The sequence below is a fragment of the Variovorax sp. P5_A3 genome (genome assembly GCF_056400665.1).
Map to the genome: position 1 here is coordinate 60,409 of NZ_JBFUKW010000009.1, position 15,213 is coordinate 75,621.

The 15,213-nt window shown below is 67.1% G+C and carries 14 protein-coding genes and 3 riboswitches; of the genes, 5 read left to right on the plus strand and 9 right to left on the minus strand.

All coding sequences use genetic code 11. The annotated features are described in order from the left end of the window. Positions 1 to 10: 10 nt before the first annotated feature. Complete coding sequence (locus tag AC1D3B_RS16070; RefSeq protein WP_478191656.1) at positions 11 to 1,969, minus strand: MFS transporter; 1,959 nt, start codon at positions 1,967 to 1,969, stop codon at positions 11 to 13. Positions 1,970 to 1,995: 26 nt separating this feature from the next. Further along, entirely contained in the window at positions 1,996 to 2,838 is an 843-nt protein-coding gene (locus AC1D3B_RS16075; protein ID WP_478191657.1) for a hypothetical protein, read from the minus strand. A gap of 123 nt (positions 2,839 to 2,961) precedes the next feature. On the opposite strand from AC1D3B_RS16075, the gene AC1D3B_RS16080 reads away from it, so the two are divergent. The 3 genes from AC1D3B_RS16080 (at position 2,962) to AC1D3B_RS16090 (ending at position 6,916) form a co-directional block, all read left to right on the plus strand. Then, entirely contained in the window at positions 2,962 to 3,696 is a 735-nt protein-coding gene (locus tag AC1D3B_RS16080) for a helix-turn-helix domain-containing protein (protein ID WP_478191658.1), read from the plus strand. Positions 3,697 to 3,845: 149 nt separating this feature from the next. Beyond that, a riboswitch (glycine riboswitch) is annotated at positions 3,846 to 3,952 on the plus strand. Positions 3,953 to 4,032: 80 nt separating this feature from the next. After that, positions 4,033 to 5,286, plus strand: a complete 1,254-nt coding sequence (locus AC1D3B_RS16085; protein ID WP_478191659.1) for an FAD-dependent oxidoreductase — start codon at positions 4,033 to 4,035, stop codon at positions 5,284 to 5,286. Between the two features lie 26 nt (positions 5,287 to 5,312). After that, positions 5,313 to 5,408, plus strand: a riboswitch (glycine riboswitch). Between the two features lie 9 nt (positions 5,409 to 5,417). Further along, positions 5,418 to 5,529, plus strand: a riboswitch (glycine riboswitch). A gap of 85 nt (positions 5,530 to 5,614) precedes the next feature. Continuing rightward, positions 5,615 to 6,916: a D-amino acid dehydrogenase gene (locus AC1D3B_RS16090; RefSeq protein WP_478191660.1), complete on the plus strand. Its 1,302-nt coding sequence runs from the start codon at positions 5,615 to 5,617 to the stop codon at positions 6,914 to 6,916. An 11-nt stretch (positions 6,917 to 6,927) separates the two neighbouring features. Here the strand turns inward: AC1D3B_RS16090 and AC1D3B_RS16095 are convergent, their stop codons facing one another. The 4 genes from AC1D3B_RS16095 to AC1D3B_RS16110 all read right to left on the minus strand — a co-directional run bounded on the left by AC1D3B_RS16095 (position 6,928) and on the right by AC1D3B_RS16110 (position 10,499). Then, complete coding sequence (locus tag AC1D3B_RS16095) at positions 6,928 to 8,196, minus strand: FIST signal transduction protein (RefSeq protein WP_478191661.1); 1,269 nt, start codon at positions 8,194 to 8,196, stop codon at positions 6,928 to 6,930. A gap of 38 nt (positions 8,197 to 8,234) precedes the next feature. Next, positions 8,235 to 9,014 (minus strand): PhaM family polyhydroxyalkanoate granule multifunctional regulatory protein, encoded by a 780-nt coding sequence (locus AC1D3B_RS16100; RefSeq protein ID WP_478191662.1) that lies wholly within the window; start codon positions 9,012 to 9,014, stop codon positions 8,235 to 8,237. A gap of 67 nt (positions 9,015 to 9,081) precedes the next feature. Beyond that, on the minus strand, positions 9,082 to 9,981 hold the full coding sequence (locus AC1D3B_RS16105; protein WP_478191663.1) for a copper chaperone PCu(A)C domain-containing protein: 900 nt from the start codon (positions 9,979 to 9,981) through the stop codon (positions 9,082 to 9,084). 161 nt (positions 9,982 to 10,142) lie between these two features. After that, positions 10,143 to 10,499: a DUF2946 family protein gene (locus tag AC1D3B_RS16110; protein ID WP_478191664.1), complete on the minus strand. Its 357-nt coding sequence runs from the start codon at positions 10,497 to 10,499 to the stop codon at positions 10,143 to 10,145. 74 nt (positions 10,500 to 10,573) lie between these two features. Between AC1D3B_RS16110 and AC1D3B_RS16115 the strand changes: the two genes are divergently transcribed. Both AC1D3B_RS16115 and AC1D3B_RS16120 read left to right on the plus strand, forming a co-directional pair. Next, entirely contained in the window at positions 10,574 to 10,984 is a 411-nt protein-coding gene (locus AC1D3B_RS16115; RefSeq protein WP_478191665.1) for a VOC family protein, read from the plus strand. Beyond that, positions 10,981 to 12,183 carry a toxin-antitoxin system YwqK family antitoxin gene (locus AC1D3B_RS16120; protein ID WP_478191666.1) on the plus strand — a complete coding sequence of 401 codons (1,203 nt, stop codon included), beginning with the start codon at positions 10,981 to 10,983 and terminating at the stop codon, positions 12,181 to 12,183. The genes AC1D3B_RS16115 and AC1D3B_RS16120 overlap by 4 nt, the downstream gene beginning before the upstream one ends. An 8-nt stretch (positions 12,184 to 12,191) precedes the next feature. Here the strand turns inward: AC1D3B_RS16120 and AC1D3B_RS16125 are convergent, their stop codons facing one another. From AC1D3B_RS16125 to AC1D3B_RS16135, 3 genes are read right to left on the minus strand one after another with little or no spacing between them, the layout of a single operon-like run. Beyond that, a complete protein-coding gene (locus tag AC1D3B_RS16125) occupies positions 12,192 to 13,166 on the minus strand; it encodes a Bug family tripartite tricarboxylate transporter substrate binding protein (protein WP_478191667.1) in 975 nt (324 codons plus the stop codon). Between the two features lie 41 nt (positions 13,167 to 13,207). Further along, a complete protein-coding gene (locus AC1D3B_RS16130) occupies positions 13,208 to 13,435 on the minus strand; it encodes a hypothetical protein (RefSeq protein WP_478191668.1) in 228 nt (75 codons plus the stop codon). Next, positions 13,432 to 15,177 (minus strand): FAD-dependent monooxygenase, encoded by a 1,746-nt coding sequence (locus AC1D3B_RS16135; RefSeq protein WP_478191669.1) that lies wholly within the window; start codon positions 15,175 to 15,177, stop codon positions 13,432 to 13,434. The genes AC1D3B_RS16130 and AC1D3B_RS16135 overlap by 4 nt, the downstream gene beginning before the upstream one ends. Between the last annotated feature and the right edge of the window lie 36 nt (positions 15,178 to 15,213).

Here is a 15,213-nt window from a genome sequence, read left to right on the forward strand (position 1 = left end):
CCGGCGGACGTCAGGCGCCGAGCAGGCCGCTCACGCGCCGCTGCAAGGCTTCGGGCTGGACATCGGCTTGCGGCATCGCATCGCCGACATTGAGTCCGACGCGGCTGAAGAAGCCGCGCCGGAACGGCCGCACCATCGCGACGTTCTGCCCTTCGCGCACCTCGACCCGGCTGAAATAGGAACCCCAGAGATTGGTCAGCGCCATCGGGATCACCGGCGCATCGATCCCTTCGGCGCGCGCGGCTTCGAGGATCTTCATCACGCCGCCCTTGAAGGGCTGAAGGGCCCCGTCGCGCGTGATCGCGCCCTCCGGAAAGATCGCCAGCAGGTCGCCTTCGCACAGAACCTGCACGGCTTGCGCAAAGGCCTCCTCGTAGGCGGCCGGGTTTTCCTTCTGCGCCGCAATGGGGATCGCCTTGGCCAGCCGGAAGAGCCAGCCCAGCACCGGCACCTTGAAGATGCGGTGGTCCATGATGAAGCGGATCGGCCGCGGGCTCGCCGCCATCAGCAGCACCGCATCGATGAAGCTCACGTGATTGCAGACCAGCACCGCCGGCCCTTCCGCCGGAATGTGCTCGTCGCCCTTCACGTCGAAGCGGTAGACGAAGCGGGAGAGCAGCCAGGCCACGAAGCGCAGCAGGTATTCCGGCACCAGCATGAAGATGTAGAACGCCACCACCGCATTCGCGATGCCGGTAAACAGGAAGATCTGCGGGATCGTGAAACCCGACTTGAGCAGGGCACCCGCGATGACCGAACTGCCGATCATGAACAGCGCGTTGAGGATGTTGTTGGCGGCGATGATCCGCGCCCGGTGCGTCGGCTGGCTGCGCAATTGGATCAGCGCGTACATCGGCACGCTGTAGAGGCCCGCGAACAACGACAGCAGGCCGAGGTCGGCCATCACGCGCCAGTGGGCCGGCTGCCGCACGAAGGTGCCCAGCCCCATGTCGCCCAGCGCGGGAAGCGCGCGCGATGCGAAGTACAGGTCGATGGCGAAGACACTCATTCCGATGGCGCCGAGCGGCACCAGCCCGATCTCGACCTGGCGCCGGCTCAGCGTCTCGCACAGCAGCGAACCGACGCCGATGCCGATGGAAAAGACCACGAGCAGGAGGGAGGCGACCTGTTCGTCGCCATGCAGCACTTCCTTCGCGAAGCTCGGGAACTGGCTCAGGAAGACCGCGCCGAAGAACCACATCCAGGAGATGCCCAGCAGCGAGCGGAACACCACGAGGTTGCCGTGCGCCAGCTTCAGATTGCGCCATGTCTCGCTGACCGGGTTCCAGTTGATCGTCAGGCCCGGATCGGTCGCAGGGGCGCGAGGAATCGCCTGCGCCACGCCGCGGCCCACCAGCGCCAGCAGCACACAGGCGACCGCCACCGTCGCATGGCCGACCTGCGGAAGCGCCACCAGGAGGCCGCCTGCAACCTGACCCAGCAGGATCGCGACGAAAGTCCCCATCTCGACCATGCCGTTGCCGCCCGTGAGTTCACGCGTATCCAGCACCTGCGGGAGATAGGCGAACTTGACGGGTCCGAACAAGGTCGAATGCAGCCCCATCAGGAAGACGCAGCCCAGGAGCACCGCGGCATCCGCCCGCACGAAACCCCATGCCGCGACCAGCATGATCGCGATCTCGAGGTTCTTGACGAAGCGGATCATCTTCGTCTTGTCGTACTTGTCGGTGAGCTGCCCCGCCGTGGCGGAAAACAGCAGGAAGGGCAGGATGAACAGCGCGCCGATCGCGAGCCCCGCCATGGCCGGCGGCATCCAGCTGAGTTGCAGCTGGTAGGTCACCATGACAGTGAACGCAAACTTGAACAGGTTGTCGTTGGCCGCGCCGGAGAACTGGGTCCAGAAGAAGGGCGCGAACCGGCGCTGCCCCAGCAGGGCGAACTGGTTGGCGTGCCCATGCGGGTCGGGCACGCTCGATGTGGAGGAAGACGCGTCGGCGGATGTGGTCATTCGTAAAGCCTTGCTGGCAGGTTTCCTCAAGCCGTCACGGTGGCGGCGCCCGGATTGTGCCGCAGCGTCTGCCGTTCCATGGTCTGCAAGGCGTGCAACACCGGGAGCGCCGCCAGCGCAGCCGTCAGGTGCTTGAGGGTGTGGCCCGACACGAGCTGATTCGTCGCTTCGAAGATCGTGTGGTCCGCAAGCTCGAGCATCTTGGCAAGCCCATAGAAGAAGATCACCCAGCCCAGCTTGAGACCGATCGCGCCCTTCGTGGGCTTTGTCATCGCCAGCGCCGCGATCAGTGTCATGCCGCCAAACTGAACCAGGGCCCACGGCAATGCGTTCCCGGTCTTGTGGCAGATAGCCGCCGCCAGCAGGCCGCCCACCAGCGTGAACCAGGCCGCGGGCCAGCCGGCACGCGAACTCACCCGCTCGCAGACCGCGAAGCCCACCAGCCCCGCGAAGGCGACGGCCATGCCGGCGCGGTCGGCCGCCAGCCGCATGCTGTCGGGTGCCAGATGGTAGAAGGCCGAACCCAGCGCCGTGAGGATCAGGCCTGCGAAGAACATCCAGGCGCAATCGAGCAAATTGACCGGCGGCTGCACCGCAGCCTGGGGCGGCACCGCCGCATCCTGGGCTTCCTCGTGCACCCGGTCCAGCCAATGGATCCAGCGCAGGCCCCAGAAGCCGATGGCGGCGAATGGCAGGTTGCTCAGCACGTCCATCGCATTCGGAAGGCCGTGCCAGGCCTGACCGTCGGCAAAGGCGTTCGGGCCGTATCCGGGCGCCGGTACCGACGGCCCGACGATCGCCGCCAGCAGGAGCAGCGCGAACAGCGTCAGCACGCAACGTTCGCGACTTGATAGGGACGACAGCGACATGGCGGAACTCCGGTGGTTGGCGTGGGACGGAATCTAGGTTGTCAACCCACCCGGAGGCATCGAAAATCGATACGGAGTACTTTTCCACCACTTCCGGTATCAACCGGCAATACCGCCCCCTCCATGAGCACCACCGTCGATCTGGTCCAGGCCCTCAAGAACGAACTCAAGAACGCCCACATGACCTACGCGGATCTCGCCAAGTCGCTGGACATGGCCGAGTCGAGCGTCAAGCGCATGCTCGCCAAGGGCGACATGCCGCTCACCCGGGTCGACGCCATCTGCCGCGCTCTCAAGATCGACTTCGCTGAGCTCGCCCGTCGGGTCGCGGATTCACAGCCGCTGCTCAAGGAACTGACGCTCGAGCAGGAAAAGGCGGTGGTCAAGGACAAGAAGCTGCTGCTGCTGGCCATCTGCGTGCTGAGCCAGTGGACGCTCGAGCAGATCGTCGGCGCCTACCGGATCACCGAGGCCGAGTGCATCGGCTACCTGGCCCAGCTCGACCGGATCGGCATCATTGAACTTCGTCCCCTGAACCGCTACCGGCTGAAGCTGGCCAAGACCTTCCGCTGGCGGCCGCACGGGCCGGTGATGGACTTTTTCCGGGAGAACGTGGTGCTCGACTACTACCGCGGCGGCTTCGACGGCCCCGCGGAAGGCCTCCTTTTGGTGCACGGGTCGATCAGCAAGTCGCTTGCCCCGGCCTTCCTGGACCGCCTGCAGCGCGTGGCGCAGGACTTCGCGCAGCAGCACCAGACCGACCAGAAGCTGTCGCCCAAGGAGCGGGAGGGCTACACCCTGTTGCTGGGCATGCGCAACTGGGAGTTCGAGCTCTTCACCCGCCTGCGGCGCGCCTGAGTGTGATGCAACACACGGAAACCGGTTTCCTATATAAAATCGTGGGCTGCAGAAAAGTGGACGCCTTGACGTCCCACCGACGGCGCAAACTCCCATGAACGCTCAGGTGAACCGCACGCACAGTGGTTCGGGCACTGCTTCTTATTGATCAATCGCCGACTGGAGAGACGCCACGCCATGTGGCGCACCGAAGGAGCAAGTCCGCTGCAGGTCGCACTGGATGAATCTCTCAGGTAACAGAGACAGGGGGAGCGGCAGTCTGAACCCCGGGTGACGGCCGCTTCGCACAGTGAGCACCAACGCCCGCCGTTCATGCCATCCCAAAAGGATTCGGACATGCGCGTGGTTGTACTCGGCGCCGGCTTGCTCGGTGTCACCTCGGCCTATTACCTTCAGCAACTGGGCCATGAAGTGATCGTGGTCGACCGGCATGCGACGCCGGCGGCCAAGGCGCGGGGGCGTGCCGCGCCGACCGCCGACGCGTCCGGGCTGAAGCAGCCCGGATCCACGCCTGTCCACGCCGGACGCACACAAGGACAAGGCCGGTGGACCCGCCTGCGTGTGGGGTTGCGCCGCCGCATCGCCAGGCTGGTCGATCGCGCCATCGGTGCACCGCCCCAGCGCGACCCCGTCGAGCACCTTGTTCGCCTCGCCGCCTACAGTCGCAAGAGTGCGCGCATCCTGCGCGAAGAGGCCGGCCTGCCCCAGGGCGGGCGCATCGGAGGCCTGTTGAACCTGTTCACCGACGGCGCGGCCTTCAACAATCGCCTGGCTCGCGCCCCGCACTGGTCCGAACTCGGTTGCGAGGAACAACTCTTCTCGGCCGACGACGCGATCCGCATGGAGCCCGCGCTCCAGGCCATCCGCGAAAAGCTCGCAGGCGCCACCTACTCGGTCGAGGACCCGGCCCGCGATCCTGCGCAGTTCGCGGCAAGCCTGGTCTTCCTGTGCCGCGCCGCGGGGGTGCGTTTCCTGACCAAGCACACGGTGGTGTCGCTCAAGGAGCGTGACGGCCGCATCGACCGCGTCGAATTGCTCGATCCCCACGGCCGCTCCACCACGCTGCGCGCCCAGGCCTATGTGCTGGCGCTGGGCTCGTCGAGCGTCCAGCATGCGGAGTACCTGGGCGTCGACATGCCGCTGCGCTTCGTGCGCGAGTACATCGTCACGATACCGGTCAAGGATCCCGCCCGCGCGCCGCGCGTTGCGCTGCGTGATCGCCAGGGCAAGCTGCGCATCGACCGTGTCGAGACGCCGCAAGGCGACCATCTGCGCGTCACCGCCACGGTTCGTGCCGGCCTCGACGAAGAAAGCGAACCCGATTCGGACCGCTTCAATGCAATCCTGAAGCGCGTCGAGATACTGCTCCCCGGAGCGGGCGACCTGGCGCACGCATCCCTCGCCACGGAGATGCACGCCGTGAGCAAGACGCGCCTGCCGATGATCGGCAAGACGCGCCTCCCCAACCTCTTCCTGAACACGGCACCCGGTACGCCGAGCTGGATCAATGCCCTCGGAGCGGGCAAGTCCATCGCCCGCATCGTCAGCGGCCTGCGCCCCGAACTCCAGTTCGCCTTCAGGGGCTTGTAGCTTTCAAGGCCGTCGGCGCCTACAATCGCCGCACTGCAGGAGAGCGGGTCGCGCAAGCGGCCCCACCGAAGGCGCAAACTCCCATAAACGCTCAGGTCGGCTCGCAAGACGGGCCTGTACTGCACCAACTGTCATAGCCGTCTGGAGAGCCATCACCCCATGTGAGCGTGATGCACCGAAGGAGCAAACCCGTTGCGGGCGCAACGGGTGAATCTCTCAGGTACCGAGGACAGGGGGAGCGGCAACTTGGACGTCGGTCCGGTTGCTATATCTTTTCAGCTTCCGATACCGATCCGTCCAAGCGCTGCAACCTTCGAAGGTGCTTGAAATGCGCGTGATCGTTCTTGGCGCCGGCCTGCTCGGCGTGACCTCGGCCTACTACCTCCAGCAACTCGGCCACGAAGTGACCGTCATCGACCGGCAGGCCACGCCGGCCGCCGAAACCAGCTTCGCCAACGGCGGGCAGATTTCGGTGAGCCACGCCGAACCCTGGGCCAATCCGGGGGCACCCCTCAAGGTGCTGCAATGGCTCGGCAAGGAAGATGCCCCCCTGCTCTTCCGCATTCGCGCCGACATGCGGCAATGGCTGTGGGGCCTGCAGTTCCTGTGCGAATGCACGCCGGCCCGCACCCGCCACAACATCGAGCAGATCGTTCGGCTCGGCACCTACAGCCGCGACACGTTGCAGCAACTGCGCCGCGACACCGGCATCGGCTACGAGCAGCGCACGCAGGGCATCCTGCACTTCTACACCACACAAAAAGAGTTCGACGCTGCCCTCGAGCCCGCCGAACAGATGCGCGCCCTGGGCTGCGATCGCCAGGTGATTTCGGCCGACGAGGCCGTGAAGATCGAGCCTGCGCTGGCCCACATCCGCCCGCAGCTCGCAGGGGCTACCTACACAGCCGAGGACGAATCGGGCGACGCCAATCGCTTCGCACGCGAACTCGTGAAGCTGGCAACGGCGGCCGGCGTCAAGTTCCTCATGAGCCACACCGTGACGGCGCTGCGCGAGGCTGGCGGCAGCATCGACCACGTCGAAGCCACCGACAGCGAAGGCCGCTTCCAGCGCATCCGCGGCGATGCTTTCGTGCTCGCGATGGGCTCACTCAGCCCGCTCTATGCGGCGCCGCTCGGCATCCGACTGCCCATCTATCCGGCCAAGGGCTACTCGGTCACGTTGCCTGTAAAGGACGCGTCGAAGGCGCACCAGGTCTCGTTGACCGACGATGAGTACAAGCTGGTGTTCTCGCGCTACACCTCCGAGTCGGGCGACCGGTTGCGGATTGCCGGGACGGCCGAATTCAACGGCTATGACCGCGACCTGAACCGCGTGCGCTGCGAGGCGATCGTGAGGCGCGTCGAAGAACTGTTCCCGGGCGCGGGCGATGCCGAAAACGCCCAGTTCTGGACCGGCCTTCGCCCCGCGACGCCGAGCAACGTTCCACTCATCGGCGGGACGAAACTGCCGAACCTGTTCCTGAACACCGGCCACGGCACGCTCGGATGGACGCATGCCTGCGGCTCAGGCAAGTCGATCGCCCGCATCGTGAGCGGTCTGGCGCCGGAAGTCGACTTCGCGTTCACCGGCCTGCGCGCGAACACCTCACCCGCGTTGCAGCCCGCCTGAACGGCAGGCGCTCAGTCGTTGCTGGTGAACACCGTCAAGACGCCGGTGTAACCGTAGAGGTGGCTCCGCGCGATCTCGCCGGCCGCGAAGAAGCCGACCAGCGGGACGTCGCCCAGCGCGTGACGCACGATCTGCAATTCCGCCCCCGGCGCACCGAAGTGCGGGCCGCCGCGGCCGGAGCAGCTCACGTACACGGCCCCCGCGATGCGTCGGGCCGGATGCGGCGCCGCTTCGGCTTCGCCGGCGGCCACTGCGCGGGCGGTGGCAAGCGTCTGCTCCTCCGGCTCCAGTTCCTCGCGGATCTCGGCACACACGCGCATGAGGTCGGAACGCGCGGCCTGCGCGTTGCGCCGGCAGAAACTCATGCGCATGCCGGCTTCGGCGACGTCGGCGATCGCCACGCCGCGACGCGTCGGGTCGAGACCGATGATGTGACGCACGCGAACGTCGGCGCCGAGGTCGCGCGTACGCCGCACGCCGTCGCTGCCGGCTGTGGCCAGGCCCACGAGCGTGGCCCGGACCGCGTCGACCGCCTGCTCCGGCGCGTCGAGCGATACCTGCAAGTCGTCCAGCAGCACATCGAGTGCGGGCTCGCCATCGAGTTCGAGCAGCAGGTTGCCGTCGGCCTTCGTGATCTCGCGCTCCCGGGACACCGGCTGGCAGCCTTGCGTGACACGCGACACCAGGCGCACGCCTTCGCCGAAAACCACGCCCGACAAGCCCCCGGAAAACACGCCACCCACGGCCCCATGACCCCGGATGTTGCCGTTGCCGCCGATCGCGAACTGCAGCGAACCGGCGCGCCCTGACGACAGGCCGCCAAACAGGTAGCCGGTGTCGGTGCGATCGGCCATTTCGGCGATCAGTTCGCCGAGTTCAGGCGTCCGCGGATCGGCGTGCACGAGCGCGGTGTGCGCCGCGAAGCCGCTCATTTCCGAACTGGCGAGCGGCGCCACGCCGGAGAACACGCGGTACTGGTCGCTCGGCAGTTCGCACAGCATGACGGTCAGGGCCGGCTCGTCGAAATACTCGGCGTTGTTGGCGGCCACGCCAACGCCCACGGTGCCGGACCAGTCCGTGATCTCCGGCAGTTCAGCACCAAGGTGGTCGAGGATTTCCTGCGCGTCGGCCGCGTAGTGGTCGGTGATGTAGAGCAGGCCCAACGTGGGCGCGTGGGCATAGTCGGACAGCGCCATCTGCGCCCGCAGTTGGGCGAGCACGAGCCCGGCCGCCATGCGCCACTGCGGATGGGTGGCGTGACCGGAGGGAAAGAGCTTCATGCGCGCGGCTTTCTGTCTGGGTTCGACCCGTGAGGAAATCAGCGCCCGCGCGCGCGCTTGCGCGCCGGAGCCGACGACTTGCCGGCCGCGGTGCCGCTGCGGCCGGCGGCAGGCTTCTTCCTGGCGGCAGCGGCGGCCGGCTTGCGGGTCGACTTGGCCGGTGTCGAGCCCATGGCCTTGCCCATTGCGTCCGCCATGGCCGGCACCTTCAACTGCGAGGCGTCCTGCATGGCGGAAGCGGCGATCTGCTGGAACTGCTGCGTGAGCGCGCCCCACCATTGAAGCGGGTCGACGACGCCAGCGCCATCTACCGCCGCACCACCGGGCGCCTTCGCCCGCTTCGACGTTGCAGCGGGTTGTTCATCGGTCTCGACCTCGACTTCTTCGTCCTCTTCTTCCTCTTCTTCCTCGACCTCCGGCTCGGGTTCCGGCGGCGCGGCGCGGAATGAAGGCGCGGGCGCAGATACCGGAGCGGGCGTCGGGGCAGAGGCCTGCCGCGTGAAGACGCTGGCGAGGTCTTCCATGCGGACGTTCATGCCGCGAAGCGTCGAAAGCGTCATCTTCTGGACTTCCAGCGCCTGGATGGTCGCCTTGAGCGCGTGGCCGTTCTGCTCGAGCCAGTACTGCACGGTCTTGAGTTCCTGGATGCGCTTGTCGACTTCCTCGACGCTCAGCGTCGGCGCCACCCAGCTCGACAGGCTCGGCATGCCGGGCACCGCGCTCGCACCGGCCGAAGCACTGCCGGCCGCCAGGTTCCGGAGAAAGTCGAAGCCCGGAACGAACTGGCTGAAGGCGAAGGGCTTGCTCGTGTCGCTCATGGGTGGTCTCCGGAGGTGTGTTTCTTGTCCGGGCAGCTTACTCCAAGCAGCTGGGCTTTTGGGCACGTCAATGCTTGTGTTCGCCGCCGGCGGGCGCGGCAGCACCCGCAAGCACAGGAACGTCCAGTTCCTTCGAGCTCTTCTGGCCCTTGGCATCCTCGAAAAGCAAGGTGAGCGGCACGGTGCTGTCCTTGGCCAGCGCCTTCTTCAGGTCCATCAGCATCAGGTGGTAGCCGCCCGGCTTGAGTTCGACGGTCTGCCGTGCCGGCAGGTCGAGCGCACCCGCCGCGCGCATGCGCATGGTGTCGCCCTCCATCTTCATCTCGTGCACTTCGGCCACGCCGGCCGCCGGTGTCGACGCGCCGACCAGCCGCGAGCCCGACGGCGCGGTGAGCTTCATGAAGGCGCCCGTGCCGCTCTGGCCGGGCACAGACGCGCGGATCCAGGCGTCGCGCACGTCGACCGCCGCCACGCCGGGGGCCAGGACGTCGAGGCGGGCCGCCGGGCTTTCGAGCCCCTCGGTCGAGACGCCGCTGGCCGGGATCTGCGCCCAGTCGGCGCTCCCGGTGTCGCAGGTCTGGAGCACCTTGAACCACAGCGTACCGGGCGTTGCCGGCAGCTTTCCGCGCACGACGAACTCCGCGCGCTCGCTGCCGGGCAGAGCCGTCTGCGCGGATTCGGCCGACCAGCGCACTTCGCCGGCGCTGTCGCCCGCCGCCTTCTGGACGTCGAGCTTCCAGCCCTTGCGCGCCTGCGCATCGGTGAAGGCGAAGCCCTTGGGGAGGCGCACGGTGAGGCCGGTGGTGCTCTTGGCATCCTTGCAGGCATGGCCCACGCGGAATGCGGCGTCGTAGTCGCTGCCCGCGGTGCCCCCGCCAGGCGGCAGGGTCACATGGGCCAGTGCGGCGCCGGTGCCCGACAGCAGCGCGCAGGCGGCCAGGTGCTTGAGAGTGAAGGTGGCGTTCATGAGGGTCCTTTGTCGAAAGTGGAGTCTGGGGTCGAAGCGGACTTCGGCGATGTGGGTGCGCTGCGGATTGCGCGCCTCGGGCCCTGGAGGCGCCGACGCATTGCCGGAGGAATCGACGCCGGCGCACCCGACGGGCGCCCAGCGAGATCAGCGGATGCGGGTCAGAGTTGGCGCGGAGGCCCGCGCGCCGGGAACGGCGCGGCGGGGGCCGCGGCGAGGCGCGCGGCGGGAACGGATCTGACGGAGAACGCCAGCGGCTGGACCGCTGGCAAGGCCAGGACGGGCATCGGCGGCGGCGCCCCGGTCAGCACGCACAACGGGCAATCCAGGTGGGACGCACCCATTTCCTGCACACCGTCGTCCGTCTGGACGATGACCTTGATGGCCCCGGCGGCGGAACAGACCAGTTCCACGGCCCGCGGATGCACCACCGGCGAAGCCACCGCCACGCCGAGCGACAGCACGAACCACATCAGCACGAAGCTGACGAGTCGGTGGGCGCGGCGAAGGGCGGACATCGGGGCGGATTATCAACCCGCTCGCCATGGAGCCCCGGCTTGTGGAAAATGAACGATTCGACACAGAAAGTCACATGTCCATCTTTCACCTCGCCTTCCACGTGCGCGACCTCGACGAAGCCCGGCGCTTCTACGGGGGCGTGCTGGGCTGTGCCGAAGGCCGCAGCACCGACACCTGGGTCGATTTCGACTTCTTCGGCCACCAGATCTCGCTGCACCTCGGCGAGCCCTTCGCCACCTCGCGCACCGGGCGCGTCGGTGACGTGATGGTGCCGATGCCGCATTTCGGCATCGTGCTCGAGCTGCCCGCATGGCAAACGATGGCGCAGCGCCTGGAGGCCGCAAGCATCGAGTTCGTGCTCAAGCCGCAGGTCCGCTTCGAAGGCCTGCCCGGCGAGCAATGGACGATGTTTTTCTGCGATCCCTTCGGCAATCCGATCGAGGCCAAGGGATTCCGGTCGCTGGACACCGTCTACGACGCATGAAGCGACCTGCGGTTCCGGGCGTGTTGAAGATGAACTGGCCGAACTGGAAATTGGCCGGGTTGGCCGCCCTGTCCGCGGTCTTCTTCCAGAACGCCGCGCATGCCGTACAGGATTGCGAAATCAACGGCATCGCCGTGAACCCGGCCAACGGCAACACCACCGCGGGCAAGACCGGGTTGATGCGCTGCAAGGATCGGGACAGCAGCGAGTTGGTGCGCGAACAGCAGATCCAGAGCGGCACCTTCATGGGCCTCGTCCGCATCTACGACAAGGGCAAGGTCGTGAAGGAGTACAGCGTGAATGCGCGCGGCAACATGGAGGGGCGCGCGCGCGAATACTCGCCGACCGGTCAGGTGCTGCGCGACGCGATCTACGACGACGGCCACGAAATGGGCCTCGTGCGCAGCTTCTATCCTTCGGGCCAGCTTCGCCGTGTCACCTACTTTGCCGATGTGGTGGGCGAACGCGCTTCCGTCGAATTCACCGAGCGCGGCCAGCTGTCGGCCTTGCGTTGCGGCGACAAGCCCGTGTTGGCGCCCGCGGCCGACGATGCGCGGCTTTGCGGCTTCGGCAACGCGCCGTCGCAGGTCGAGCTGTTCGACAACAAGGGCATCCTGCGCTCCCGGCTTTCGTACCTCTCCGGCAAGCGGGTGCGCAGCGAAGAGCTCTACGACAACGGCAAGCCCGCCTCGCTCGACGAGATCACAGGCAACCAGCGCACCGAGCGGCGCTTCTCTTCCGAAGGCATCAAGCGGCGTGAAGTCGTCTCGCTGTTGAGTGAACGCGGGGCGACCAAGCAGCGCGAGCAGGAGTTCTCCGAAAAGGGCGCGCTCGTACGCGACCAGCGCTGGAACGCGGCCGGCGACCCCCTGAGCGACGAGAGCTTCTACCTGAACGGCCAACCGCTCAGCAAGGCGGTCTACGGCGTGGATGGGGACCCACGCCAGATCGAGGTCACCGAGTACCACGACAACGGCCAGCGGGCCGCTGTCGGACGCTATGTCTCCACGGACCGCTTCCGGCAGCAGACCGCCATCGGCACGCACCAGCGATTCAGCGACAAGGGCGTGCTGATCGCCGAGTCGATCTACGACGACAAGGGGCGCGTCACCCGCGAACGCACCTGGGATGCCACCGGCAAGCTCGAGCGCGACGACGAAGTCTTCGAGGACGGCTCGCGCAAGGCTTACGCGAAGTAGTTTTCTGGTCAGTCCAGTTTGATGCCGGCGGCCTTGATGATCGGGCCCCAGCGCTTCGATTCGGCACGCGACAGCGCAGCGAACTGCTGCGGCGTACCCGGCATCGCTTCCATCCCGAAGTCCGAGAAGCGCTTCATCACCGCCGGCGTGCTGAACGAGCGGTTGAGTTCGCTGTTGAGCCGCGTAACCACGGCGGGCGGCATGCCGGCCGGGCCCAGGATGCCCTGGAACGCGAACACCTCGGTGTTGGGCACGCCCACTTCGGCCAGCGTCGGCACCTCGGGCAGGAGCTTCGAGCGAGCGCCGGTCCCGATGGCGAGCACGCGCACCTTCTTGCCCTGGATGATCGACAGCCCCGAGGCCAGGTCGAGGAACATGCACGGCACCTGGCCGCCCATCACGTCGGCCATCGCCGGCGCTGCGCCGCGGTAAGGGATGTGCGTGATGAAGGTACCCGTGCGGTTCTTGAACATCTCCATCGCGAGGTGATGCGGCGAACCATTGCCGGGCGACGCATAGTTGACCTTGCCGGGATTGGCCTTCACGTAGGCGAGGAAGGCTTTGAAGTCCTGGGCCGGGAAGTCCGGATGCACCACCAGCGCGAGCGGGAACTTGCCGATGGCGCCGATGTAGGTGAAGTCCTTTTCAGGATTGAAGGGCAGCTTGGTGAACAGATGCTCGTTGAAGGCCAGCACCGCGTTGTCGGCCGACAGGATGGTGTAGCCATCGGGCTTGGCCTTGGCGACCAGTTCGGCGCCGATGTTGGTCGACGCGCCGGGCCGGTTGTCGATGATGATCTGCTGGCCGAGCGGCTGGCGCATCGCTTCGGCCAGCGTGCGCGCGATCACATCCGTGCCGCCCCCTGCCGGATACGGCACCACCCACTTGATGAGCTGCTCCGGGAAGCCCTGGGCACGCGCCCACGGTGCGGCACTGGCGGCCGCGGTGGCAGCGAGGGTGGTGAGCAGGGTTCTGCGATCCATCTGGAAGTCTCCTGGTTTTTGCGAGTTGAAATTGAAATGATTCAGGCTGGCGACGCATCGGCCGGCGTCGCGGACAAGGACGGCATCGGCAGGCCATCCAGCGCATGCGCAAGGGCGGCCCGGCAACGCGTCTCGTCACCGACCTGCTCGAACAGCAGCAGTGCCAGCCGCGCGAGGAAGAGCGATTCTCGCTCGGCGCCCGCCTCGCTGATGGCGCGAGCGCATTCGGCGTAGACGCGGTCGCGTGCGTCGTGGGTGAGCGCGGTCATGCGAGCTCCTTCGTTGTCAGGGCAGCGGCACGCGAGAGCGCGCCCTGCAGTGCGCCTTGCGGCACGCGCCGCCACCGAGCGGCCACGTGGCCGTCGGGACGCAGCAGATAGATCGCGCCGTGCTCGGCACCCAACCCTTCGAAGACGGACTCGTCCGCGCTTCCGGGCGGCAGCTCGCAGACGACGACGGGCAGCGGTCCTGCCTGGACGGCTGCGATGTCGGCAGCGAGCGTGGCGTCCGTGCCGTCGATGTTCAGCAGCAGCAAGGTGAAGTTGGGTCGCAGCCAGTCCGTGAGGTGCAGGTCGGGCGCCAACGGCTGGTCGGGCATCACCTCTCCGGGCCGGGGTCCGGCTGAGAGTTCATCGCCTTCGCTGGACAACGGCGAGCCTTCGTAGCGCACGGCCTGGGTCTGGCGCGGGTTGATCAGGTTCGCAATTTCGCGATGGGCTCCCGACAGCGACAACGCGGCTTCGCGCAGCAGGTCGAACCCTCGCGAGGGCGGCGACATGAATTCGGTGCTGCGCATCGCGCTTTCGGCGTTGACATGGAAGGCCGCGATGCGTTCGTGCGAATAGCTGTCGAGCAATGACGAGGCGGACACACCGCGCGTCACCAGCGCCAGCTTCCACGCCAGATTGTCCGCATCGTCGAATCCCGAGTTGAGCCCGCGCACGCCGAAGATCGGCATGGCGTGCGCGGCATTGCCCGCGAACAGCACGCGACCGTGGCGATAGCTCTCCAGCGTCATCGCGCCGGCGCGATACACGGAGGTCCACACGGTCTTCCAGGGCAGATGGCCTTCGCCGATGGCCTCCAGATGCCGCTGCACGAACTCCTGCACGGCCGCGGGCTGGAGCGCTTCTTCGGTGCTCTGCCCTGCGCGCAACTGGTAGTCGATGCGCCAGATGTCGTCGGGCTGGCGATGCATGAGCACGGTCGAGCCCGGATTCCACGGTGGATCGAACCAGGCCCGCCGCTCGGTCGGGTGCCTGCTGTGCAGCTCGATGTCGATGATCACGTAGCGGCCTTCGTAGGCCGTGCCTTCCAGATTGAGGCCGAGCGACTTGCGCACGAAGCTCTGTCCGCCATCGCAGCCCACCAGCCATTGCGTGCGCAGCGCGTAGGCACCCAGCGGGTTGCGCGCCTCCAGGACGAGGCCGTCGGCGTCCTCGGCGAAGCCGGTGAGCTCGGTGCCCCAGCGGATGTCGATCAACCCTGGCGTCGCCTCGTTTCGGCGGAAGATTTCGTCCAGCAGGTACTGCTCGATGTAGTACTGCTCGAGGTTGATCATCGGCGGCAGCTTCTGCCGATCGTCATGCGGCATTTCGAAGCGGAACACCTCGTCGGTCTTGTAGAAGCTGCGCCCGCCCGTCCACGGCAGCCCCTTGGACAGGAAGGCCGGCAGCGCACCCAGCCGCTCGACGATCTCCAGGCTTCGCCGTGAAATGCACGCCGCGCGGCTGCCGACGCAGACCGTGTCGTCGGCTTCGAGGATCACGCAACGCACGCCATGGTTCGCCAATCCGAGCGCGAGCGACATGCCGACAGGGCCGCCGCCCGCGATCACGACCGGATGGCGGCCGGGCTCCACGCCCTCTTCCAGCGGCGGCGTCCAGGGCTTGAACCGCGTGTAGTGAAAGTCGCCGACCGATGGCGGCAGTTCGGTGGCGAGCGGTGGCAGCGGGCCTGTCGCAGCATCGCCTGCACGCGCGGCGGGAGGGGTCACGGTGGCGGTGTTCATGCGGAGGGATTGTCCCGATGCATCTCCGCAGCCGTT

Bases quoted from the DNA above. Each gene is read 5' to 3' on its own strand.
- AC1D3B_RS16070 (WP_478191656.1), bottom strand. From the start codon at position 1,969: ATGACCACATCCGCCGACGCGTCTTCCTCCACATCGAGCGTGCCCGAC.
- AC1D3B_RS16075 (WP_478191657.1), bottom strand. From the start codon at position 2,838: ATGTCGCTGTCGTCCCTATCAAGTCGCGAACGTTGCGTGCTGACGCTG.
- AC1D3B_RS16080 (WP_478191658.1), top strand. From the start codon at position 2,962: ATGAGCACCACCGTCGATCTGGTCCAGGCCCTCAAGAACGAACTCAAG.
- AC1D3B_RS16085 (WP_478191659.1), top strand. From the start codon at position 4,033: ATGCGCGTGGTTGTACTCGGCGCCGGCTTGCTCGGTGTCACCTCGGCC.
- AC1D3B_RS16090 (WP_478191660.1), top strand. From the start codon at position 5,615: ATGCGCGTGATCGTTCTTGGCGCCGGCCTGCTCGGCGTGACCTCGGCC.
- AC1D3B_RS16095 (WP_478191661.1), bottom strand. From the start codon at position 8,196: ATGAAGCTCTTTCCCTCCGGTCACGCCACCCATCCGCAGTGGCGCATG.
- AC1D3B_RS16100 (WP_478191662.1), bottom strand. From the start codon at position 9,014: ATGAGCGACACGAGCAAGCCCTTCGCCTTCAGCCAGTTCGTTCCGGGC.
- AC1D3B_RS16105 (WP_478191663.1), bottom strand. From the start codon at position 9,981: ATGAACGCCACCTTCACTCTCAAGCACCTGGCCGCCTGCGCGCTGCTG.
- AC1D3B_RS16110 (WP_478191664.1), bottom strand. From the start codon at position 10,499: ATGTCCGCCCTTCGCCGCGCCCACCGACTCGTCAGCTTCGTGCTGATG.
- AC1D3B_RS16115 (WP_478191665.1), top strand. From the start codon at position 10,574: ATGTCCATCTTTCACCTCGCCTTCCACGTGCGCGACCTCGACGAAGCC.
- AC1D3B_RS16120 (WP_478191666.1), top strand. From the start codon at position 10,981: ATGAAGCGACCTGCGGTTCCGGGCGTGTTGAAGATGAACTGGCCGAAC.
- AC1D3B_RS16125 (WP_478191667.1), bottom strand. From the start codon at position 13,166: ATGGATCGCAGAACCCTGCTCACCACCCTCGCTGCCACCGCGGCCGCC.
- AC1D3B_RS16130 (WP_478191668.1), bottom strand. From the start codon at position 13,435: ATGACCGCGCTCACCCACGACGCACGCGACCGCGTCTACGCCGAATGC.
- AC1D3B_RS16135 (WP_478191669.1), bottom strand. From the start codon at position 15,177: ATGAACACCGCCACCGTGACCCCTCCCGCCGCGCGTGCAGGCGATGCT.